A 24,075-nucleotide genomic window follows, 5' to 3' on the forward strand; every position below is an offset into this window, starting at 1 on the left:
GAGCATATAATAAGACTAGTTCGTAAAACTATAGAATTATAAATCATATAACCTCCAACTTTTTAGAAAATGTAAATTTTCTATGTCCTACAAATCCAATTAATGTGTATAATCCTGAAGAAATGATAATAGACAGATTATCAATTAAAACATGATTTTTTAAAATATCCTTTAAAATATCCTTTAAAATATATCCTGCAAAGTAACCTATAGGATAGGCGATTAAATAGGAACACATTGCCACGATCATAAACCTTACTATACCTTTTTTGATCTGAGTATTAGACCCAAAGGTAAACCTTCTATTTAAGAAGAAACTCATTAATATAGCAATAGTGTTTCCTAAAGCACTTGAAACCCAGTAATTAAATCCGCACACGTTAAAGAGCAATAACACAGAAGAAAACCCAATCATTGTATTGATAAGACCAACAAGCAAATATTTTAAAAAAATAACCCTCCACCTCTTTTATTAAAAATTTTTCACAACTGATTTAATTTGCGTTGTAAGGTTAATCTCTTCTTTTACAAGGAATAAGGGCCTTTGCTTAGTTTCACTGTAAATTCTTCCAATATATTCTCCGATGATTCCTAAAGTAATCAACTGCACACCTCCGAAAAACAAAATGGCAACCATCAACGATGGATAACCTGCCACTGGATTCCCAAAAAAAATAGTGCGCACGATAAGATAAAAAGCGTAAACCAAAGAGCATATTGCTGTTAGCACACCTAAATATGTTGAAATTTGCAAAGGTGCAAAACTAAATGATGTGATACCTTCAATTGCAAAATTCCAAAGTTTCCAGTAATTAAAACTACTTTTACCCGCCAACCGAGCATCCCTGTGATACGTAATACTAGTTTGTCTAAATCCGACCCAACTAAATAACCCTTTCATAAATCTTTGCCGTTCAGGCAATTGGTTTAATGCGTCTACAACCTGTCTAGACATTAATCTAAAATCTCCTGTATCGGCAGGTATCTCAACTTTCGTTATTTTTTTTATAATACGATAGAATAAATGCGCTGTTAGCTTTTTAATCCATGTTTCGCCGTCGCGCTTTAGCCTTGTAGCATAGACAACATCAAAACCTTCTTGCCATTTTTCAATCAACAGTGGTATTAATTCCGGGGGATCTTGAAGATCCGAATCAATCGGAATGACAACATCACCACTAGCATATTTTAAACCTGCCGTCATCGCGATTTCTTTACCAAAATTTCGAGATAAATCTATAATTTTTAAGTTAAAATCATTTCCCGCGATTTGTTTTAGCTTTTCCAGGGTATTATCCTTACTACCATCATTGATACAAAGTATTTCATAATTATATCCTTGTAATACTTTATAGATTTTTTCATAGAAGACAAAGACATTGTCCCCTTCATTAAACATTGGGGCTATAATAGTAATCTTAAAATTGTTTTTCAAAAGTATCACTACTTTCTCTTCGTAAGAATAGTATAACAATAAGAACAATAAGCCTCTTACTTTTTGGTTGTACTTACATCCGTAACTGTCATATTCAAACTTCGATTTCCATGGAATCTAAACTCTACATCAGAAATATCTTGGCTCAATTCAAATTCCAATTTCGCAATATAATATTGCCCATCATAATCCAAATCCTTTGAAGTGAAGGAACGTTGCGCTGGTATTTGAGTTCCTTGTTGTGTAGATACATCCAGTGTGAACAACGGTTCACTTAAAACATACTTTTCATTGAGCTTAAATTTATACTGAAGCGTGTATTTGCCCTTAGGATAAGATAAATACGGACCATAAACTAAATAATTATTGCTATCTTTAGAATTTATCAATATTTGGTTATTGGATGTGAGAATTACGCCGCCTTTAGAAGTGGACATAAACGGTATAAGATTCTTATTCGTTTCTTCATCGCCCTTTTTGAAAACATCAAATTCTGTTGCATCAGATTGGCCTTTCTTTAATTCTTTATCCGTATCCTCAAAAGATACAACCATATTATCTATATTCACCTTTTTTATACTAGTAGTGTCACTGAAAAAAGGCGTCATAAACATTTCAAATGTATAACCTGATTGCTCTTTATCATTAAAAAAACGATAATGTAGATGTTTGTTGCCCGTGGCCCCATCAACCGTTTTTTTAATTATTTTCCCTTCATTGGTCCTAAGTTCAAATGTCAAACCCTCTCCCTCTTTTGTATCAAGCAGTTCATAATTGAAATCAATATTGACATAACTCTTATCAGGAAGAGTCATATATTGTCCAGCAGTGATTAAATACCCCTCCTTGGCTTTGACCTCATAGGTTTTGCTTTTAATAATATTCAGTTCATTATTATCTGAAGAAGGTTTACTAATATAATTTTTATAAAGAGAAATATCATTTCTCAAAGACTCATCAATGATTTTTTTTATAGTATAGTTTTCCGAGAACATTTCATGATTCTCTGAATCAATTTCATATAAATTATTTTTACTATCTAATTTATAAACTTTACCTTTTTCTGTAGAGTAAAAAACATCACCATTAACATGAGTAGCAAACATAATGGGGCTATCTTTACCATAAGTTCTGAATATACTCCTCCCCTTCTTATTAGAGTATTCTTTTGAATCAACATAGTCTAATACGGAATTAAGAATATCCTTATGCCCAAAGACATTATCATTATAAATAGTTCCTTCAATATTAGGTGCATATGCGATACAAAGTCCCCAATTAGAACCATAAGGCTGATCATTTACACCATGGGATTCATCTGAAACAAAAAGCACGAGTGTATCATTCGCAAAATCTGAATGGTTTATATAATCAATAAAACTTGATAAAGAATCATCTAAATACTTGACCGCTGCCTCTTTGCGGTCGGGATACTTCTCTTCGTAATCTTGAGGAACCGCATAGGGATGATGTGTCCCCACAGTAAGCAGAGTTGCAAACCATGGCTTACCTTTACTATCTAGATCATTCAAATAACTCTCTGTTTGTTCAAAAAATGCTTTATCATCAATCCCCCATGAAAATGGAACCTCATTATGTGAGAAGCCTTCAGATCCTATAACAGTATCAAAACCGGCGGATTTCATGAATTGATCTTTAGACATAAACTCTAATCCTGCAGCTTGTATATATGCTGTATTATATCCTCTGTCTTTCAGTAATTGTGGTAGTAATTCCCTTTGGTTCTCACTGTCTTTCATGTACTCATAAGCTTTAGGAGTAGATGCGTCTAACTTAGGATAATCCCCAGCGAGAAATGAATACAAACCTCTGATTGTTTGATTATTATGAGTAATATAATTAGGAATAATTATACTGTGCTCTTTAATCTTACTGAAGCTATTCATTTTTATCGGATTATCCACGTTTAGATGCTTTTGAGTTTGTGCCACATAGGCCCCAGGTATCCCTTCCATTGTAACAATAAGGACATTCTTGCGGCCAGTTGCTGCATGCAATAGCAAATCTTTCCCTTCCCCAATCAGGTCTGTAGTATTTATTTTCTCTTCAATATTCTCAGGATAATATTGATTACCAGAATCTTTCTCATTATTCATCACTGAGTATATTCCATTATTCAGTGACGCATATACAAAGTTATTGTTTTTCCAATCATTATCAGAAAGTGAGACTAATACACCCTCTGAACAAATTAATACGACTAAAAAAATAACACTCAACTTCTTATTTTCACCCTCATGAGCGCCCTTATTTAGCTGATTTCCAAAAATCAACGCTCCAATTAAAGATAAAACCACTAGAATATAATAAACCGGAAAACTCACGTGCAGAGCCGAACCCTTTAAAAACTCACTATCAGAAATATACGATATATCCGACAGATTAAGTATGTTATCCATTGCATAAATATATTCAATATTAGCAAAATAGAACAACATCGAGGAAATAGCTATAACGTAAGGCAACAGTCTGTTTAGTTTACCAAGCCAATAGCATAACAATATAAGTAACACAGCAAACAATATATCAATAATTGTTGGTTTTAAAATATCGAACAACGAATAGTCAAAATTCTTCTTAGCTATTAACAGAAAACGTCCAGATGCAAAAGTTATTAAAAAAAGAGTTGTCAATAAAATGTACATTTTTCTTTGCAAAGAATTTCTCCCCCTACGACTGTGAGAACAAAAGCTATTTCTGTAATGTAAGGATTTAGAGAAAATATAATACAAAACAGAGAGCAATGTTTCAAAAATACTTGATGATGAGACCAGGATATACATTGAAAAGATCACTAAAATTAATAACTTGCATTAGCAATCTAGTAACCGGGTTTTATAAATTCGAGAAAGATTTTTCTGAATTGTTCAGAAGCATTCTCCTTTGAATACTTTTGTAGCTGATTCAACTGATTTGCTCTTAATTTAGAGTTTAATTCTTTATCAGTCAGCATTATTTGGATAAGTTCAGCCACTACTTTATAATCTTTTTCTAAAATCAAAAAACCGCCGCTGCCCAGTGTTTCTGTAATTGCAGTACTCTTATACGATATAATTGGCAGTTGAAAATACATAGCTTCCAATATAGGAACACAGAACCCTTCATGTTCGCTCATGCAAAGAAATAAATCAGCACTTCTATAATATGACAAGATTTGATTAAAAGAAATATGCCCTGTAATCGTTACATACTCTTCTAGCTGTAAGTTTTTAATCAGTATATTCAGTTCATTATAATATCTCTCTGTACCATCGATGGAGCCAACAAGGAATAACTTCGCTTTGGGATTAATATACTTCTGATAATAGTAGAATGACTTGATAACATCATCTTGTTTTTTATTCGGTGCAATTCTACCTACAAACAAAATCTTTGTACAATCATCTTGATTCAACATTTTTTCCAGATTGCTATCAGATTTTGTTTGGTAGTCTTCGTAATTAACTATAATGGGACTCGTTAATGTGATTTTATAAGATAAACTTTCAAGCTCTGCACGGTTATATTCAGAGGCAGCTATGGCTACATCTATATAATCCGCAAGAAAATTCAACTCGTCACGTCCGTCTTGGCAACGTTTTTTTAAAGTATCATTGTATCCAGTAAAATAATTAGAGGGTGTTATATTATGATAAAACAAAATTTTTTGTTTCGAGAATTCTGGTATTTGATAAGCCAATTCACTTCCCGTTGACAGATGATAAATTACACTTTCGTTTTTAGGGCATAGTGAAGCTTCTTTTACATATCTCCTCATTTTAGGATGTATATGTTGTGCGTAAATATTGGACTTAATCCCCATGCTCCTGATAAGTTTCATAATGTTTAAAGCTGAGTCACTGACCGCATCTCCATAACTTATTGACGGCAGGAGTTGATTAATCATTCGTGTCCCCTACTTATATGGCTATCCTTTATTTGTTTCTCCACATTTTTTAACTGTATTATTAGTTCATTATATCCTTTAACCACATTAGCATTAAACTCAGTTTGTTTTTGCACAATCGGATTTACATACCACCCCAATAAAAAACGGATGCATTTTTTTATAAATACTATTAATCTTCCCGCTATTCTCCGTTTTGAAGTAAGTGGGGTGTTTGCATGATAGTACCAAGTTCTTTCTAATAATATTGAGTAATCCTCCAACAAAATAAAATTCAAATCGGACTCTTTGTTCTCTCTTTTCTCTGCAAGAAAATCATCTTTATAACTCTTCTTACTGATATTATCTCTTATTTCTTTATCAATTTCATTAATATTAATACCACTTCTATCATTATAAATTTCAATTTTCATTGAAGTCACCTTCCTTAGAAAACGTAAAGCTGCGAACAACAATAGAAAAGAGGTGGCATAACCTGGAACAAAATGTTTCATCCTCAGATGCTCCCTCTTTTATAAGATTTCTATTAAAGGTATTCCTCTTTCTTTTGCATTCTCAATTCTTTGAGTAATAATTTTATTTCTTGAGCTTTGTCCTTAGTGCAGATTAAAGTAACATCTTCAGTATCAACCACTATTAGGTCTTCAATGCCCAAAGTAGCAATTAATTTACCGTTACTTTCGATAATACATCTTTTGGTATCCAAGCTTAACGTGTTGCCCTTAACGACATTGCCATTCTCATCAAGTTCATTAATTCTTTCCAATGCCGTCCAGCTTCCAACATCATCCCAGCCAAAAACGCAAGGAATAACATATATGTTACTTACTTTTTCCATTATTCCATAGTCTATGGATTGCTCAGGCATTTTAGGAAACTCACTCTTAATGACCTCGTCTCGTTCAGTAGTCGAAAGTGCAGTAACCATTGTCTCAAGAATATCATGCATTTCAGGCATTAAATCTTTGATATAAGATCTAATTGTTTTAACTTTCCACACAAATATGCCGCTATTCCAAAAGAAATTCCCGGCTTCCAAATAAGATTGTGCGGTAGTTAAGTTAGGTTTTTCGACAAACTTATTCACTTTGTGAACTTCGAATCCGTCTATACAATCAACTTCATTCGTACTTTCAATATATCCATAACCAGTCTCTGGATATGAAGGCTTTATTCCCAAAGTAACGAGGTTAGAGTTATCCTGAGCAACATCAACTGCCGTTTTAATAATATTTATGAATCCTTCTTCATTCTCTATAAAATGATCAGAAGGAATAACCACCATTGTACTATCTGGGAATTTCTCTTCAATTATAATTGATGCAAGGCCCACACAAGGAGCAGTATTACGACCAACCGGTTCAACAATAATATTGGCAGATGGTAAATGAGGTATCTGAACTTTCAGTAGCTCTGCATAAAGTTCATTTGTGACAATAAAAATATTATCGATACAGACCATTTTTTCCAATCTTGATATAGTTTGCTGAATCATAGATTTATTCCCTGAAATGTTTAAGAATTGTTTTGGAAGATTGGTTCTACTTTTAGGCCAAAACCTTTCCCCTTTTCCGCCAGCCATAATAACACAAGTAATTGTCATTTTATCCTCCAAATTTCCACAAATAAATATACTGTAATCGTTTTTGTATCAAACTACCTACCACTGAAGGTGAAAAGTGCTCCTGAATTGTTCGCTTACCTTCACCCGCAATCTTTTCATAATATAGGGGTTCTGATACAAGTTTTTTCATGTAATTACTCGCGTTTTCTATATCCGGGTCAGCCCAATATTGATATGACTTGTAAGGACCATAGTCTTTGCCCACCTGAACAAGCGTGTAGTTGACCGGACATGAATTAGAGTCATTCATAAAGTCAGTGACGGAAGACCAGTTCGTACCAATAACCGGTTTATGCAGATACATCGCCTCCGCCAAACCCAATCCGAATCCCTCACTACGATGGAGTGAAACAAAACAGTCCACTACTGAAATTAATCCGTTTATGTCATTTCTAGATAGTGTTTCTTTAATCAAATATATATTATCGTATTCTTTAACGAGTTCAAGAAGCATTTCCATTTCTTCTTGATTAGCATTTGAACCATTAACTTTAATGACCAAACCAACACTTTGATCATTAAATGCAAAAGAACGTTTAAATGCTTCTACAGATGCTTGCGGGTTTTTGCGTGCTTGGTAGCTATTCACATCATACATAGATAAAAAGAGAAAAACATCTTCCGGCAACTTAAAATAAGCTCTGTTTCGAGGCTGGGTGATCAGCACTTCTATAGAATGAGGTATAGTTACCACCGGAATAGGGCTCTTAATTGCAATTGAATTATTCACAAAAGTAGATGGAACCCATATTTCATCTAATAGTTGAAAAGAGTCGCACCACTCATCTGGAAAGTCAGGTAATTCCCATGCCCAATACCCAATATTATATCGATTTTGAAAAATAGAATTACCATGAGCAGCATAAACTTCAGTCATCTGTTCAGCATTAATATGAAAAATATTAACATTAAATATTGGCCTATCAATTTCCTTCTCAGTCCAACTTAAATCCGTCATACGTGCCCTATTAGTCCCAGTGAAATTGATAATTCCGAAGGGAATATCGGCTGCACTTAAGCTCTTAGCAGCAATACGACAAGATTCCCCAATCCCCATTTCAGCTCTGTTATAGCCAATTAAGTTAATTCCTTTAGAAGTTTTACTTGCTGCTAACTTCTTACCTGACTTTTCAATAGGAAAAGCTGATTTTAATATTTTTTTTTTCAATCTTTGCCTAGTTTCAAAGGAAAGAAATTTCACAAACAGAGGCTTTAGTCCCATTCCCAACCTATATAATATACGAGAAATCTTCGTTTTAATCATTTATCAACCTCACCAGATATAAACACATTAGTAAATTTAATAACTCTACTATATGTGTATGAAATGTATAAAAACGCTACAGGTTCTTTCAAAGCCCCCTTGAACCAGTATAAGTTAATTGCACTTCTGAGTCGACCCTCATAAAAGAGAGGAAGGGCAAATTTAAGAAGGTAATTTCAAGGAATATAATCCTCGTGTAATAAAGAAGAACCCAAAAGATGCTTCTTCTATAAAAGGCACATCTTTGGGGTTGAATTCAATTCTCAATGGCAATTACATAACTTTCTTTAATTGCATCCCAATTATAAAATTGTTCAACATATGTTACCCCATTCTCTCCCATACGTTCTCTTAGGCTCTTTTCATCTGAAATAAGGTCTAAGCAGGCCTTGAATTCTTCATAAGAAGTATAATACAAACCTGCATTCCCACGCTCACAGTGGCCCTTTAAGACATCACTATGACCATTTACTATTACTGGAGTGGACATAGACAAGCTTTCGAGTACTGACATTGACAAGCTCTCGTATTTAGAAGGCATTACCATGCATAGAGACTCTGAGATCGCTGTGAATTTCTCTTCTTCCGTTACAAAACCTAATGGAACAATATCTGGGTCCTTAGGAATTCCCATTACACTTTTTCCCACAAGAACTAATTTAGGATATTCCCTTTGTTCAGACTTATATTTTAAATAATACTCGAATAATTCTTTGCAGCCCTTAGACTCGTCTATTCTTCCAACATAAATAAAATAGTTTTCAGGCAGTCTTAATTTAAGACGTTGTTCTGAGGTGGAAGCAGCTACCATTGGCTTATTCACACCAACCCCTACAATCTCATTTGGAACATGTTCATTATGAAATAATTTATGAACTAAATCTTTTTCTTCATGCGTATTGAACAAAATATGTCGAGGCAAATGGAATAACGATTTGTACAAAGAAAGGTATATTGGTGGTTCATCATGAGCTGTGGGGATGAGAATACTTTTCTCTGGAATGAGGTGAACTCCATAATATGTCGTAAAATAATTATAAGTAAAAAAAATAACTTTCACATAATCTTGATGGTAGTTTTTTAAGTACTGTAGCAAGTCAATAGAAGCAGGGCCTTGTTTCCACATCCAATCATGTTCATCAAAATATGTAGATTCTTTCTTATTATTAAAAATAAAATCTGATTTTTGATTGAATAATTGGACATTTCTTGGCTTGGATACCTCAAATCTTCTAACCTTAACACCATTAATCTCTTCAAGATCATATTTATAAAAATTTTCCCACGTCATATAATCTAAAGCCTTTGTTGTTAAAACATCCACCTCATATTGATCTGTAAGGAGTTCTGCTATTAATCTGCAGTGATACTCCGCCCCGCCATTTACCTCTAATCCGTATCTTTGAACAACAAAAGCAACCCGCTTTTTCATAAAATCCTCCTAAAGCCTATCAACAATTTGTTCAATAAATTTTCGGAATGATAATGAAGTGTTTTCTTTTGAATAGTAATTTAACCTCTCAGCTCTGTTGAATTTCAATCGCTGTTGGATATGAGTATCACGAAGTACATAATCAATCAGTTCCGCAGTAAGGATGTAATCTTTATCTAATGTCAGCAATCCTGCATTAGAAATTGTTTCTCCAACAGCACTGCTCTTGAAGGCTATAATTGGTAAGTCAAATTTCATTGCTTCAACAAATGGAACACCAAACCCTTCATGCTCACTCATGCTTAAAAACAAATCTGCACTTTTATAATATGCAATAATTTGATTAAACGGTAAATGTCCAGTTATATAAACGTCACTAAGACCTAACGTTTTAATTAAGCGCAATAGCTCTTCATAATAACGCTCCATACCTTGGTAAGAGCCTACTAAAATTAAACGTGACTTCTGATTAATATACTTTTTGTAGTAAAAAAATGTTTTAATTACATCTTCTTGCTTCTTATTAGGCGCTATTCTCCCTACAAAGATTAAATTCACCCAACCATCTTGTAAAGAATCGTTTAATACCGTGTTATCTGGGGCTTGGTCATAATCCTCATAATTAATAATGATAGGCATAACTTGTGTATTTTTATATCCATTTTGCTCCAACTCCAAACGATTATACTCTGAAGCGGCTAGAGAGAAAGCAAACTGATCTGATAGTTCTCTAAGCTGATTGCGCCCTTGCTCACAGAGCATGCGACTCACACCGCTATACCCATTAAAAAAATGAGGTGGTGTTATGTTATGATAATAAACGATTTTTTTTGCTCTGACTGTTAGTAACTCACTAACAACTTCGCTGCCTGTAGAGAGATGGTATATTAATGGATCCTTCTTGGGACATTCTTTATAGTGATTTGCATATTTTTGCATTTTAGGATGAATATTTTGAGCATAAATAGACGATTTAATCCCCATGTCACGAAGTATTTTCATAATATTTACAGCAGAATTACTTACAGCATCGCCGTAACTAATCGTAGGTAGCAGTTGATTAATAATCATGAATTCTCCTTGTTAATACTGATATCAATAAAATCTTTATAATTGGCAATTACCCGGTCCCAACTAAATCGTGAATTTACAAAATGGTAACCATTCAAACCCATTTTATCTGCTAAGTTGTGATTTTCTGTTAAGAGATCTACACAGGCTTCAAACTCTGCATAATTATTAAAATACAGACCCCCATTAGATTCTTCAGCAAACTTTTTTGTAACATTACATTTTTCATAAACAAGCACGGGGCGTTTAGCATACCAGCTCTCCATAATGACAATCGAAAAACTCTCAAAAGAAGAGGGATTACAAAAAAAACAGGCCGCACTGTATGCATTATATTTATCCTCTTCGGACACAAAACCCAAATCATAGATACCATTATCATCAGCAATGCCTTTGGAACATTCTCCTCCACCTAGTAAAACAAGCTTCATTTCACTATCTGGCCGATTTTTCTTATAATCCAGAAAGTAATTCATGAGTTTGTCTACATTTTTACCGGGATCTCTTCTTCCTGCATACAGAATGAACGGATCCTTGATTCCATACTTTTGTCTAAAATCTTCTGGGTCAGTTATAAACCGTTCCACACCTAATCCAATTACCCGTTTAGAAATATGACCAATATTATAATGCTCCTCAGCCCATTCAAGCTCTGCTAAAGAATTAAATACAATACCCTTAACTTTAGAATAGACTTCTTTAAATCTCTGGAAATAGGCATAGCTCTCATCATGAAAAGCAGGGAACAAAATTGCTTTTTCGTACACTTGTTGAACTCCATGATATGTAGTGCCAAACATATACGGAGTAAAAATAAAAGCTTTATATTGATCCTTATTCCGACTTAAATATTTTTCTAATTCTGGACTATTTACCATTTCTTTGAGATAGATATCCTCTTCCTTCATGGAGATAGGAATATTATCCATCAGTTTCTTATTAATTGAGTCAAATAGAGCAGTATCCCGCTTTCTAGCTTTGAAGCGAATGACATTCACACCGTTAATCAGTTCAGACCCGGGCTTGTGGTAATTAACGCTCCAATTGCTATGAAAATCCTTCACGCAAGTTGTAATTACATCTACAGTCTCCCCCGACTTAACCATACGCTCAGCCAAATTTCTGCATGCGGATTCCGACCCTCCAGATATATTGGCTCCATACCATGGGATGACAAAAGCAATTTTCATTTCTTAGTACTCCCCTGTCTATTTTTGAGCGGAAATAAAGTAATCCTGACATCCAAAAATGATACGGTTCCAATGCTCAACAGTCTCATTAAATCTATCCAGATTGGCGATCTCTGCACCGGCCACTTCCAATCTCGGCAATTGAAGGTAAGCATCGTTTGGAGAAATGTAATGTAAATCATTACGGTGAAATCCGGCTGTTTCGCAAATAAACTTAATAGTTAGTGGATGTACGGGCTTGATATGAGTCGGATCCATGTAAAAGCTTTGAGTAAACACAGACATTGTTTGTGGATTTGGTGTCTCAGCAATAAACCAACCGGTCGGCTTCAACTTTCTATGAGCAAGTTGGACTAACTTAATCAAATCGCTTGTTTTCATATGTTCAATAACATGGCTTAAAAAAACACCATCAACTGAATTATCGTCAACAGTTTCCAAGAAAGTGATTACATCCGATTGAATAACCGGGAATCCCCTCTCTCGACAATAAGCCACCATATCATCGCTCAGATCAACAGATGTAACCTTTACTCCTTTTTCCAGTAGCATTTCAGTAAATTCGCCCCGTCCGCAACCTAAATCGAGAACGTGAGTTGCATTTCCGAAGTACTCCAGATAATGCTTCTGTTTCTCTTTAATTTGATCTCTTGAACCTCTGTAATATTCTTCGAAGAGAAAATAATCAAAATCTAATGAATCATTTGCCTGACTGTTATGGCTTACTTTAGTAGAATCAACATCTATAATAGATTTATCATCAATTGAAATATAATTTTTATTTCTTTCTATTCGTCTCAATCTTTCAGTGGCTACCCTGATAGAAGAATCCATCTGGTCCAAACGAAGATTGTAATCTGAACGAAGTTGCTGTGCATCTAAACGGAATTCGTTGGCTAAAGACTGAACCTCATGATTCAGATTAACCTTGTACTCATTCGTTTCCCTGAGACGATTCTGAAGCAATTCAACTGATTCACTTAACTCATGAATACGATTTTGAAGTTGCTCAACTGTTACATTCATTTCAGGCTCATGATTCTGTACTAGATGCTCATCATTTTTATCTTTGTCGGTCTTATTGTTTTTAAGAAGCTTAACTATTTCGTTTAGCATTCGGACTGTATGAGCATTAAAATCAACTTGCTTTTCAAAAGCAGGATTAACATACCACCTGGTAAGCTTTCTTATGATTTTCTTGCCTAAAACAATTAATTTTCCGATACCACGTCTATGAGTAATTATCGGAAAATCCGCCGAATAATTCCAAATACGATTTAATACAAATTGATATTCTTCTATATTTATTAATTCTGCAGTATTGTGACCTGCTGAATCTATATTTTCCTCTTGGTATCCCCGTTGGGCAATATTACTTTTGATTTGTTTCATAATATCTTTCACATCTATTTCACGATCATCAAACTCAATTTTCATTGAAATCACTACCTTCTTTCTGATGATGTGGAGAAATATCAAAATCAGCCTGAGTTTGTAAATAAGTAGTCCCATCGAATGAAGGTTCCGGACCTTTTACAACTTGAAATGTAAGCGCATGATCCCACCAATCGTAATTCTTTTCAACATGAGTTAAGCCATCATGAATTGCCGCGGAAACACTATAGGTCCCTGTGCCAATGTTGGCAAATGAACTAAAGGATGCTATAACTTCGTCTCCGGCGTTAAGTTCACCAGATTTAACTCCAAGTTGATAAGTATTAGTTCCGAATATAGGATTTCCAAGTCGATCTTTAATTACAAATCCGATAGTAGGATTAATTAAATCAATCCCACTTTCAAATATAACCCTTAAATGGAACTGCTCCCCTACTTGAATAGCATGAACAGGCTGGCTCCTATTATCAAACAATTCAACCCTAGTTATCTTGGCTTCCTTACTTCCAGAACGTATATTAACCCGATTGTCCTCTCCAACACTTTGACTAATACTATATTCTACTTCACGGAGGGCAATAACAGCATTGTAATAGTCCAGGACAGATTCTGGTGTTCCTTCCTGAGCAATTTCTCCATTATCAATAAGTATAGCTCGGTCGCATAAGTTAATAATTGCTCCTGGATCATGTGAAACAAAGAGAAGTGTCGTACCCTCTTCTCTAAATTTTCTGATTCTATCAAAGCATTTATGTTGAAAGTACGCATCCCCCACAGATAATGCTTCATCAACAATTAATATATCCGGCCGAATAGCGGTAGCTGTAGCAAAAGCCAAACGTACAGACATACCACTGGAGTATGTCCTCATAGGTTGAGAAATATAATCTCCGATCTCGGCAAATGCCTCGACTTCAGGAATTAGTTTATCTATTGTGTCGTTATCTACTCCTGTTAATTGCAATGACATTCTTATATTTTGTAAACCTGTAAAATCCGGATGAAATCCCATCCCCAGTTCAAGGAGAGCTGAGATTCTGCCTGTTGTTGTGAATGAACCTACTGAGGGTTCGAGTACACCAGTAAGAATTTTCAACAGAGTGCTCTTACCAGCACCATTATGCCCAATTATGCCAAGTGATTCGCCTTCATTTACCTCAAAACTTAAATCCTTTAAAACCCATTTCTCTCGATGATTTTTCTTCCCGAATACCCATTCAACCACGCGTGAAGAAGGAGATTTAAATATTTTATATTTTTTTCCTATTTTCTCTAATTTTATTCTCATAATTCATCTACCATCTCTTTACCAAGTCTTTTGAAGGTTATATAACCAATAAACAAGCAAATTAGCCCAACAAACAGACACTTGAAGATAACAGCCATATCTGGAATACTGTGCTGGAGATAAATATTCTGATAACCTTCAATAATTGGAACCAAAATATTAAGCGAAAAGAGATTTTTCACCTTATCAGGGAGAATTTGAATAGAATAAACAACTGGAGTAAACCAAAACCAAAACTGTAATATAATCCCCATAACTTGACCGGCATCTCTAAAAAATACATTAATAGAGCCTATAAATAAACCTAAGCCTACAGCAATAAGTTGTTGAGCAATGAGCAAGGGAATAATTCCCAACGCTTCAATACCCGGTAGCCGTCCAATAATAAGTAAAAAAGCTATAAAGAGTGCATATATAATCACAAAATTTATTGTTGAAGCAATCAGTATAAAAATTGGCAATGTCGCCTTTGGGAAATTCACTTTTTTAATAAGACTTCCATTGTCTATAAATACAGTCATGGTACGCTGTATTGTTTCTGTAAAATACAGCCAAGGTAATAAACTGGCGCAAAGATACACACTATATGTCAACGTATCATCTACTCCAGGTAATCTGGATTTCATAACTTGTGAAAAAATTACAGTGTATACAATAATTATAGCTAGCGGATTGAGCACTGCCCAAGCCGAACCAAGCACTGAATTTAAATAGCGGGATCTAAAATCTCTTTTAACCATACCGATTACAAAGTTGCGATAATTCCAAATAGCAAGAAAAATGACCCTCAACCTCCTATCCAATCTTACATCTTATTTTTCTATTCTTTCTGATCTTGCAATCTCCAAACCATTTTCATCTTGTATACTGAGGAACCTCTTACATCCTCACCTCTCTTGAACATATTTCGAATATTAGGGCAAAAACACTATGATATTATAACTCTTCCATAGTAGCTATGCCAATGCTTGTTAGTAAGCTCAAAAGTCATTGAAACCCAACGATATTAACTAAAATAATTATCATTGTGTTATGTACATATCAACACATTCCTGGCAAGTTCGTGTCCTCTGTAGACAAACAAAGCGATAATGCTTCTTTGCTCATCTTTCTCTGTGTGCTAAAATATTGACGTATCTACAAGAAAAGGAGATTGTAAACCTTGTCGAATCCAGTATACGGGAAACAGGCCAAAACGTCGACCCGTGACGATAAAAGGCCGGCTATGTTTTGGGTGTTAATTGTTGGCATGACTCTGTTTTTAGCTTGGGCCCCCTTCCAGGCTGCACTTTTTAATGGGCAAATGCTCGAATTTGAGAAGCCTCTGTATTGGGCTTTGATCATCAGCACGATTCTGCTGATATTGGGGATCGTAACCTATTATAAGAAATTCAAATTGGAAGATCAAAGAGACTGGTTGGCTGTGCTTGTTATCTTACTTCCGCTGACGTTCGTGCTTTCATTGATTTCTGCTGCTTCTCATTATCTCGCGATGAACATGGTAGTGGTGCAGTGCATCTATGCCTCGTTCTTCATCATTACATTGTACGCCCTGCGAGATCGGTTGAGCAACCAGATCATCCAAACCGCGATTATGACCGTAGCTTATATTATTATAGGCTTCGGCCTCATCAACTGGTTTGGACAGTGGGCATTCGCCGGAAGACTCGTAGATTGGTTCTCATCAATGGTAAGCGGTAATCGCTATATTGATGCCATAAAAATTGACACTAATGGTCCGCGTCTCACATCCGTCTTCCAATACGCGAATACATATGCGGCATTTTTGATGGCATTTTTGTTCGCAGCTATCTTTTGTCTGATGAAGTCGAAGACGTGGTATGGAAAAGCGACTCATGCCTTTATGCTGGTGCCTATATTGGTATCACTGTTCCTGACACTTTCACGTGGTGGTCTCATTATGCTGCCAGTCGTTTTTGTTCTTTTACTTCTGTTCTTTAAGCCAGCACGGCAAATCTTATGGCTTTTGCATTGTGCAATTGCGGGTGTCGTCTCACTTGCTATTTTGAGTCCAATTACAAATTGGGGATTAGAGCTGAATCAGACCTACAACGGTGCTGTGGCTGCTAAAGGCTGGGGACTGCTTCTTGGGGCTTCCTTGGTGACTGCTGTTGTTCTATGGCTTGTACAAACCTCTCTAGGAGCTCGTTTGGAAAAATGGATGCAAGGTCTAGCCTCACGTAAACTCTCTAATCTGTGGCTACCTGTTGGCTCTGTGGTCGTAATTGGTGTAATTGCATTCCTGCTCATTGGTACAGGACTACGAAGTTTTCTACCAGCCAATGTGGAAACACGTCTGGAAAATATCAACTTCCAACAGCATAGTGTACTGGAGCGTATAACCTTTTATCGTGATGCTTCTAAGCTAATTGCGGACTATCCGTTAATTGGCGCAGGTGGCGGCGGCTGGGCTACACTGTATGGAAAATATCAAGACTATGGTTACACAAGCGCACAGGCACATAACTTTTTCATGCAGTATCTGGTAGAGACCGGTATTTTTGGATTCATTATTTTTATGGCATTCATCCTTTATATTTTCTATAAATACATTAAAGGTTACACCAAGAGCGATGAGGAAAATCGGGATAGCCACTTCCTTTACCTGATTTTAGCAATGTCCATTTTGCTCCATAGTCTATTGGACTTTAATATGAGTTATGTGTTCATGGGTATACTCGTATTCATTGGACTCGGGGGTATGGCTGTAGCAATGGATGCACAACCTGTAAAACGCTTGGCGATGAAGCCTGAAGGTTTCCGTCCGATTTATAGTATCGTCATTGGTGTTCTCAGTATTGTGCTTCTGTTTGTAGGGCTGCGCTTTGTACAAGCTAGTAATGCTGCCTGGGAAGCAAAAGCTCTGGAAAGCAGCAATTCGTTCGAACAACGACAAGCTGCTTATAATAAGGACTTGAATCTGCGTCCAACTCATATTGATTCAATTGTTGGTTTGTCTAGTATGTATTATCAGGTCTATAAGCAAACGAAACGCGAGGAGTTCTATACAGGCGGTATGGCCATTGTTGATTTGGGGCTGCAGGCAGAACCGTATAATAGAAATATGCTGTTTATCAAAATGCGACTTGAGCAAGCTAAAGGAAACAATGACAAGGCATTTGCCATTTTAGAAAATAACCGTGCTAACTTCATCTGGGATCTGGATTGGTACAATTTGCTGATTACCCAAGCGTTTGAATTTGGCAATAAAGCTCGATTGGCTAAGGACTCAGCCAAGGAACAGAAGTATTTCCAAGCAGGTCTTGCTGCTTATCAGCAGGTTCTAGATGGGGTAGCTCATCTTAAGACGATTCCACCTGAAATTCAATTGATACGTACTTTTGAAGTAACTCCAAGCATTGCGCTCAGTGCTGGAAAAATTGAGTTCATGTCAGGTAAACCCTCCGAGGCTGCCATCATCCTGAAAAACGGCTTGAAGGACGATCTGAGTGACGCTACGAATCGTGAGGTAACCCGATACTATATTGCCGCTTTGCAAAAGCAGGGACAAGATGACAAAGCATTGTACGATAAGCTGATTCAAGCTGATCCCAAGGAAAAAGAACTGATAAACGAACTGAAAAGGGAATAGTCCCTGGAGTTTAGTTGTTCTCTGTTTTGTTTATTTGAGGCTGTCCCATAAATCGATGGGATGCCCTAAAAAACAAAAAAGCCCATCCTTGGTAAAATGGAAGTGGGACTGACCCCATAACGTGAGACAATTAAAACACTTTCAAGAGAATGCAATCCTGTCGTAAGATAGGGTGATAACCTTGAAAGTGTTTTTGCGTTGGCAACTAGAGTTGAGTTACCCGTTAGAAATAAAAATGAAAGTGATAGAAATTAGATTGGCATGAGTACCTGTAAAAGAGGTTATAGAGCAGTTCGGGATACGGAATAAGACACAGCTCAAGACGTGGATGTGGTGGACGAAGTATACCGTCTGGAGCAGCCTGTAGGTAAGCAATACAGCTACGGAAGAGGTCCAGAACTCTCTTTAGAGCTTGAAAAAGTAAAAGCAGAAAAAAAGTACAAGGACTGGAAAATAGGTGGAACCTAAAGTCATCATTGCTTGGGTCGATTCCATTCGAGAAGTCATCAGTATCAACTCGCTCGCGTCGTAAGTGAGACCCTGAATTGGTTCGATGACACCACCTTAGACGCAGCCTACCCTGAAGGGGGTGAAACAGCAATCATCGCAATAAGCTCACCAAAGTCATTCTCTACGCCTACATGAAGTGCATCTACTCATCCCGTCAAATCGTCAAAGCCGTTTAAGAGCTATTCCATTCATTTGGCTGGCCGCCCACGTCGAGGTACAGCAAGCTCCTGCTCGCCATACTCGCTAACGACGTTCTTCCTTGCTATTGCTGTTACGGCTGTTTGGCGTCATTTTACCCTTGATATCTTGCTCCTCCTAGCCCAGGTGCGCGTCCATTTCTGCTTCCAACACCTCCTGAAGAGTCTCCGCGAGCAGTTCATTTGAGGCATTTTACACATCCTGTGAGTCACCTGGTTTTTCTCCTTAATGAAAGCTCGCAGTTGCTCTTTTGACCAAAGCCCCATGTATTCTCCCCCCTTTCTATGACTTCCATTTTACTAAACAAACTATTTTACAGACTCTAGTGAAGCAAAAAGCGCAGGTTTCGGACTAATTCAGCCTTGTAACCTACGCTTTTTCTCATGAAGTTAATTATAATTCGTCCCATTTAGGCTGTTTCACTATAAAAAAACTGCCTTTGAGATAACCCTTTTTATTGTTCATCTTTTGAGTGGAATTGTAACCCTGTTATCGATTAAGAACGCTAACCAGTTCCTCTCTGTGGTTTGAGTAATTCATCCGTTACTTTACTTATTACCTTAGCAAATCAATAAGCTCGCCCCCCAATCCTTTTCATCAGGATAAAGAGAATCTAGTAATGTCATGGCTATTCCCGAAACACCGTCAAGTAAACCTACATAATTTAAATTCTTAGTAGAATTAGAATCCCTATATAAATCATAAAAACCAAATGCCGATTCTTCGTCAAACATTTTAACGACCGTTCGGAGCAAGCTTTGATAGTTTTCTTGCAATTCAGGATCGTGTGTGTCCCGATACATATGATAGGTAATTTTCAATAATCCTGAATATCCGTGGCATACCGTTGGTGAATAAATATTCCACTCTTCGATAGATCTTTTGTATATCGATTTAAATGCGTTTACAGCTAAAACCTCCAAGCTTCTATCTCCGATGGATCTACCTGCTAAAAATAGACTCCTCGCAACACCTGCCGAACCATAACACCAAGCATCCCGATGTTTTTTAGAGTATAATTGATCGTTTGTAAATTCTTCGTAGCTTATAATTAAGGGCCACTGTATTCTATCTGTTTGTTCCAATTTCCATTTTGTTATCCAGTCACAGTATCGTTGAATTGCCTCTATTTGACCAGGTACCTTTATATTTTGAAGCAACGCTATAGATAATAATGCCAAGGGGCCAGGAACTCCATGAGCTAAACCCATATTAAAATATCCAAATGGATATTCATCCTTTTCATGTGAAAGTAAATATTTATTTGAAATATACCAATTCGGAATCTCTTGTTTATCGTTGATAATCCTATCTTTACTTAGAAGAACAAGATACTCAAGAACACCAATAAGGAGCTCCCTAATTTCAGGTATATCAGAGAACAGTAACAGATACCTTCCTATGCCACTCCATCCGGAAATTACATCATAATCATTAATTGACGTACCTGATTCCAGCCTACTTTTTGCATTCAGTAGATCAGCACTACCATGATGCAATATCAAAGTGTTAATTTGGTTGATAAATCTCCTGTATTTTATACCATTGTCAGATAATAGATACGCGGCAAATCCAACACCAGATAATCCTTCCCATAGTGATAATGACGCTCCTGATTTCTTTAATGATTCACGAGTACTTAAAAGGTAGGAGTGTGCATACTCTTTTAATCTCTCATCCTTTAATACAGTACTTAGTCTCCCATACAAAATACTGATTGCTGGAAATCCAGTTGCCAGGCTTATATCATTCCAATTAAACTCCTCTTGTTTATCTACATGATTCTGCTCAGAAGAACATATAGTCTGTACATACTGGGGGTCAGTCAACCTGGCACTTATAACACTTACAATTTTCATAATATCGTTATGCAGGCTCTTATTGTTTTGTACTACTGTCATCAACGTTCAACTCCTTTGAAATACATTTTTCTTGTGCTTTATTGATTCATTAAAATGATATAAAGAATGACTTAACAACGACATTATCTTTCTTTCCATTTTCCTATTCGTACCTATAAGACGGTTTAAATGCATATGAATGAGGCTACCTAGAATATTGGAAAATGTATTCGTTAAATCCTTTTCATGTTCAAGTGCCTCTTTATATTCATTTATTATTTTTTTTCGCTCTTGAAACTTAGATAATAAGTAGTCCCCGTATTCCAAATTTCTAAGTGAGGACCAATTGTCCGAAACATCGCACAAAATTATATAAAAAGTGCGATCCTTCATAAAATCTTTTACATGCTCCTTATGCCATTCTTCTTCATGAAACCAAGTAACTTGCCGTTCTACCGCTGGTATAAACTGATTTAAAATATCAATTACACTAATGAAACCAATAATCTCTATAGGAACATTCAACTTATTGTTATATTTTAAAGAGACCAGTTCTACTGTAATCTTCGAATCAACAGCAAAAAAACGCTCCGCTATACTAATTAAACGTTTACCACCGTATCGCTCAATTTCCGGCTCATATGAATCAAATATTATTTTACTTAGTAGACCTTCAGCCTTTAGGCGTCTAGCCCACATATGAATAGCAGGGATTAGTTGTTTACAAACAACGGATTCCTCACCATGAAGTCGTAACCGTATATGATGATCCGGATCTTTATACCTAACAATAAAATAACGATTTATTATTCCTTGATTCTCTACCTGCTCACAAAATGTTCTAATGTAATTGCCAATAAACTCTTCCTCTCGTTCAGACATACCATAAAGCTTTATATAAAGCCATTCACTTCCCGGTAAATATATAATATTTGAATGCTCTCTGATTGGTCTTTGAATAAGATTCATATCTTCACACTGCTTCGGGGTCAAAGGTCCCTCTACATTTGTCCTTACTAAGGGAATAACGTACTCTGCGATAAAGCGCCCTTCTTTCCCTCTAGCCCATACGTCACTTGGTTCAAATCCACTCTCGGTTAACCATAATGATTGTGAATCACTTAATTTATGATATTTCTCAAATAGCTCTAATATGAAAAACTCATTTTTAAGATCAATTAGTGCTCTGTTATCTGAAACAGAAGTGGTAATATAAACATATCTTGGAACGCGCCACTCCCCTCTCCACTTTTCAAAACCCTCAATCCAATCCTCCTCGTTTTTACATTTTTTTAATTCATCGTTATTTTTATTAAGCGACCATTTCGCTAAAGATAAAATTATGTTTTTATATTTCACACGAGGCAGCATAGGGAATTCCGATAGGCCTCCCCACTGAAAAGGCAAAATGCTTCTGTGTCTTTCTTGTGAAATTTCCATTAAAAAACGGTATACATTGGGAGCATTATTGTAATTTAGCATGTTGGTGGAAACTGGGATTATTTCTTTATTCAACGACTGTGACTTTAAATAAAAGTAATTGTGGGTACATCCTACATATAAATCAGAAATTGAAATTTGTTTTGAAGTATCTACATTGGAATAATTAGTTCCCAACACAATTTGGTGACTACATGATTTGTTGGTAATCACTACGTTAGAATGTCTACTATTGACCGTTAAATATACAAGTTCAGCAAATATAGCATCTTTTCTGTATTCCTCTTGAATTTTATACGTGTTCGTGATCTTCTCTCTTGCAGTCTTATCTAGGATTGGTCCAAATCTTCCAAATGTTTTACCCGCACCTGCACTTCCCGAATTGGGGTTGATAATGATCTTATATTCGTTATTTTTCAAAGCTTTTTCGCTATTTGCTGCTATGGTAACATACATTTCTATAGAGGTAGGGGGCAAAAGCTCATCAGATAAAGTCTCGATTCTCTTTAATTTTTCATTCGTCAGTTCTATTTCTATTTTTCCTTCTTTAATAACATTTGTAATCCAGTTTGCCAGAACCTTCTCTCTCTCTGCATTTAGTATAGGGTGTTCTAAACTATATCTACTCTCAGGATATTTATAATCAGGCGGAGCCCCTAACCCTAAATCTTCGTCCAAAAGCTCTAAGATCGGAACCTGACAATCAATACCATATTTCTCTATAAAATCATTTCGGTACTGTGTCCAATGAGGATTACTCAAATCCGGCGACAGCCTCCATAAGATCTCTGCTGATCTAGCAATATCTTTAGAGACATTTTGGCTTAAAAAGGCTTCTTCTACTTTTGTCTCCATATCAATCTGCAAAGTTTCTTTCGTTGGAACTAATTTTCTCATTCTTATACATAGCTGATTGTACAAGGATTCCCCCTTACCTATTGGAGAATCATCGTATTGTTTTATTTCTTCACTAATTTCATCCAGACCTTTTTTGATATATTCAATATTGTTTATAGGTGCTATCTGTTTTCGTAGATATTCAAAAGGCAAATCCATATTATCTATGCATAATGGTGGTCTCAAATTGCTAATTAAAAACTCCTGATTCAATAGCTTCATCAGAAATTCAGTTATTAAAGTTTCTTTGTTTTCGGGATACTCTTCTTGTATTTTCTTAACTAGATTAGCAAAAGGAATCGGAGTTTGTGCATAATCCATCACAAGCTGAACCGGCTTGGACACTTTTATCGAACTACTTTTCATTCGTTTTACATCAGGATCGTGGTGTTGTTCAATATAGTTTAAAAATGGCAATTTTATTCTTGTACCAGATAAATACAAGGATGGATTAGTCCGCACCGCCAACTGTTTTACCACATTTCCCTCTTTCTCTAAATATCTAACCAATCCCATGATCCATTCCATATCTGGACGGGATATTTTCCTGTTCTGCCTAGTATCACCCACTTCCAAGCAGCTAAGTTCCGAAAAGAGACCTATAGAAACCCCAGAAAAAATCCCATAAGGTGTAGCTCTTGAAGAAAGCCTGATTAGATAATTCACAACTGCCCGTAGCACCGTGTTCATTTTTTTAGTATTTTTATTGGTTAGGACATTATTGATAGAATTCATAAGTGAAGGGCTGGCTATGGTGATCGCTTCCCGTATAACAGGGTCTGTTAACAAAGATAAAGCCTTGTTCCTTGTCACATCATATGTAGTACTCTCACTGAATAAGTTATAGTAAAAATCAATAGGCAATAGTGGTACTCTCACCATAAAAAAATCTAATGACTGAAACATATTTATATTTGTAACTTTATCCACTATAGGATAACCTCCTCCTGAAGTAAAAGACCCTGGATGT

The 24,075-nt window shown here is 36.0% G+C and carries 17 protein-coding genes and 1 pseudogene; 2 read left to right on the forward strand and 16 right to left on the reverse strand.

Features of this window, described 5'->3' with window-relative positions; genetic code table 11:
* Nucleotides 1-43 precede the first annotated feature (43 nt).
* From MKY16_RS26200 to MKY16_RS22190, 13 genes are all read right to left on the reverse strand, one after another.
* Complete coding sequence (locus MKY16_RS26200) at nt 44-439, reverse strand: GtrA family protein (protein ID WP_445744869.1); 396 nt, start codon at nt 437-439, stop codon at nt 44-46.
* A gap of 33 nt (nt 440-472) precedes the next feature.
* Entirely contained in the window at nt 473-1,435 is a 963-nt protein-coding gene (locus tag MKY16_RS22135; RefSeq protein ID WP_340957004.1) for a glycosyltransferase family 2 protein, read from the reverse strand.
* A gap of 56 nt (nt 1,436-1,491) precedes the next feature.
* Entirely contained in the window at nt 1,492-4,113 is a 2,622-nt protein-coding gene (locus MKY16_RS22140) for an LTA synthase family protein (RefSeq protein ID WP_340957006.1), read from the reverse strand.
* 164 nt (nt 4,114-4,277) lie between these two features.
* Nucleotides 4,278-5,342, reverse strand: coding sequence for a glycosyltransferase (locus tag MKY16_RS22145; protein WP_340957008.1), 1,065 nt, complete (start codon nt 5,340-5,342; stop codon nt 4,278-4,280).
* On the reverse strand, nt 5,339-5,836 hold the full coding sequence (locus MKY16_RS22150) for a hypothetical protein (protein WP_340957009.1): 498 nt from the start codon (nt 5,834-5,836) through the stop codon (nt 5,339-5,341). The genes MKY16_RS22145 and MKY16_RS22150 overlap by 4 nt, the downstream gene beginning before the upstream one ends.
* Before the next feature lie 32 nt (nt 5,837-5,868).
* On the reverse strand, nt 5,869-6,945 hold the full coding sequence (locus MKY16_RS22155) for a mannose-1-phosphate guanylyltransferase (protein ID WP_340957010.1): 1,077 nt from the start codon (nt 6,943-6,945) through the stop codon (nt 5,869-5,871).
* Nucleotide 6,946: 1 nt separating this feature from the next.
* Nucleotides 6,947-8,230: a glycosyltransferase gene (locus MKY16_RS22160; RefSeq protein ID WP_340957011.1), complete on the reverse strand. Its 1,284-nt coding sequence runs from the start codon at nt 8,228-8,230 to the stop codon at nt 6,947-6,949.
* A gap of 256 nt (nt 8,231-8,486) precedes the next feature.
* Nucleotides 8,487-9,662, reverse strand: a complete 1,176-nt coding sequence (locus MKY16_RS22165) for a glycosyltransferase family 4 protein (RefSeq protein ID WP_340957012.1) — start codon at nt 9,660-9,662, stop codon at nt 8,487-8,489.
* A 9-nt stretch (nt 9,663-9,671) separates the two neighbouring features.
* Nucleotides 9,672-10,733, reverse strand: a complete 1,062-nt coding sequence (locus tag MKY16_RS22170) for a glycosyltransferase (RefSeq protein WP_340957013.1) — start codon at nt 10,731-10,733, stop codon at nt 9,672-9,674.
* Nucleotides 10,730-11,923, reverse strand: coding sequence for a glycosyltransferase family 4 protein (locus MKY16_RS22175; RefSeq protein WP_340957014.1), 1,194 nt, complete (start codon nt 11,921-11,923; stop codon nt 10,730-10,732). Before MKY16_RS22175 ends, MKY16_RS22170 begins: the two co-directional genes overlap by 4 nt.
* An 18-nt stretch (nt 11,924-11,941) precedes the next feature.
* The gene (locus MKY16_RS22180; protein WP_340957015.1) at nt 11,942-13,360 is read right to left on the reverse strand and encodes a class I SAM-dependent methyltransferase; all 1,419 of its coding nucleotides are present in this window, start codon (nt 13,358-13,360) and stop codon (nt 11,942-11,944) included.
* Nucleotides 13,350-14,606 (reverse strand): ABC transporter ATP-binding protein, encoded by a 1,257-nt coding sequence (locus MKY16_RS22185; RefSeq protein WP_340957016.1) that lies wholly within the window; start codon nt 14,604-14,606, stop codon nt 13,350-13,352. The genes MKY16_RS22180 and MKY16_RS22185 overlap by 11 nt, the downstream gene beginning before the upstream one ends.
* Entirely contained in the window at nt 14,603-15,397 is a 795-nt protein-coding gene (locus MKY16_RS22190; protein WP_340957017.1) for an ABC transporter permease, read from the reverse strand. Before MKY16_RS22190 ends, MKY16_RS22185 begins: the two co-directional genes overlap by 4 nt.
* Nucleotides 15,398-15,768: 371 nt before the next feature.
* Between MKY16_RS22190 and MKY16_RS22195 the strand changes: the two genes are divergently transcribed.
* Nucleotides 15,769-18,219, forward strand: a complete 2,451-nt coding sequence (locus tag MKY16_RS22195; protein WP_340957018.1) for an O-antigen ligase family protein — start codon at nt 15,769-15,771, stop codon at nt 18,217-18,219.
* 333 nt (nt 18,220-18,552) lie between these two features.
* Nucleotides 18,553-18,687, forward strand: coding sequence for a hypothetical protein (locus tag MKY16_RS22200; RefSeq protein WP_340957019.1), 135 nt, complete (start codon nt 18,553-18,555; stop codon nt 18,685-18,687).
* Between the two features lie 251 nt (nt 18,688-18,938).
* Here MKY16_RS22200 and MKY16_RS26205 read toward each other — a convergent pair.
* From MKY16_RS26205 to MKY16_RS22210, 3 genes and pseudogenes are all read right to left on the reverse strand, one after another.
* Nucleotides 18,939-19,193 (reverse strand): annotated as a pseudogene (locus MKY16_RS26205) (transposase); the annotation flags it as partial.
* A gap of 294 nt (nt 19,194-19,487) precedes the next feature.
* Nucleotides 19,488-20,828, reverse strand: a complete 1,341-nt coding sequence (locus tag MKY16_RS22205) for a lanthionine synthetase C family protein (protein WP_340957022.1) — start codon at nt 20,826-20,828, stop codon at nt 19,488-19,490.
* A gap of 6 nt (nt 20,829-20,834) precedes the next feature.
* On the reverse strand, nt 20,835-24,035 hold the full coding sequence (locus tag MKY16_RS22210) for a lantibiotic dehydratase (protein ID WP_340957023.1): 3,201 nt from the start codon (nt 24,033-24,035) through the stop codon (nt 20,835-20,837).
* Nucleotides 24,036-24,075 lie beyond the last annotated feature (40 nt).

It is taken from the genome of Paenibacillus sp. FSL L8-0641, assembly GCF_038006265.1.
GTDB lineage: Bacteria > Bacillota > Bacilli > Paenibacillales > Paenibacillaceae > Paenibacillus > Paenibacillus polymyxa_D.

Excerpts from the sequence above, each read along its gene's own strand:
- MKY16_RS22145 (WP_340957008.1), bottom strand. The coding sequence starts at position 5,342 with ATGATTAATCAACTCCTGCCGTCAATAAGTTATGGAGATGCGGTCAGT.
- MKY16_RS22150 (WP_340957009.1), bottom strand. The coding sequence starts at position 5,836 with ATGAAACATTTTGTTCCAGGTTATGCCACCTCTTTTCTATTGTTGTTC.
- MKY16_RS22155 (WP_340957010.1), bottom strand. The coding sequence starts at position 6,945 with ATGACAATTACTTGTGTTATTATGGCTGGCGGAAAAGGGGAAAGGTTT.
- MKY16_RS22160 (WP_340957011.1), bottom strand. The coding sequence starts at position 8,230 with ATGATTAAAACGAAGATTTCTCGTATATTATATAGGTTGGGAATGGGA.
- MKY16_RS22165 (WP_340957012.1), bottom strand. The coding sequence starts at position 9,662 with ATGAAAAAGCGGGTTGCTTTTGTTGTTCAAAGATACGGATTAGAGGTA.
- MKY16_RS22170 (WP_340957013.1), bottom strand. The coding sequence starts at position 10,733 with ATGATTATTAATCAACTGCTACCTACGATTAGTTACGGCGATGCTGTA.
- MKY16_RS22175 (WP_340957014.1), bottom strand. The coding sequence starts at position 11,923 with ATGAAAATTGCTTTTGTCATCCCATGGTATGGAGCCAATATATCTGGA.
- MKY16_RS22180 (WP_340957015.1), bottom strand. The coding sequence starts at position 13,360 with ATGAAAATTGAGTTTGATGATCGTGAAATAGATGTGAAAGATATTATG.
- MKY16_RS22185 (WP_340957016.1), bottom strand. The coding sequence starts at position 14,606 with ATGAGAATAAAATTAGAGAAAATAGGAAAAAAATATAAAATATTTAAA.
- MKY16_RS22205 (WP_340957022.1), bottom strand. The coding sequence starts at position 20,828 with ATGACAGTAGTACAAAACAATAAGAGCCTGCATAACGATATTATGAAA.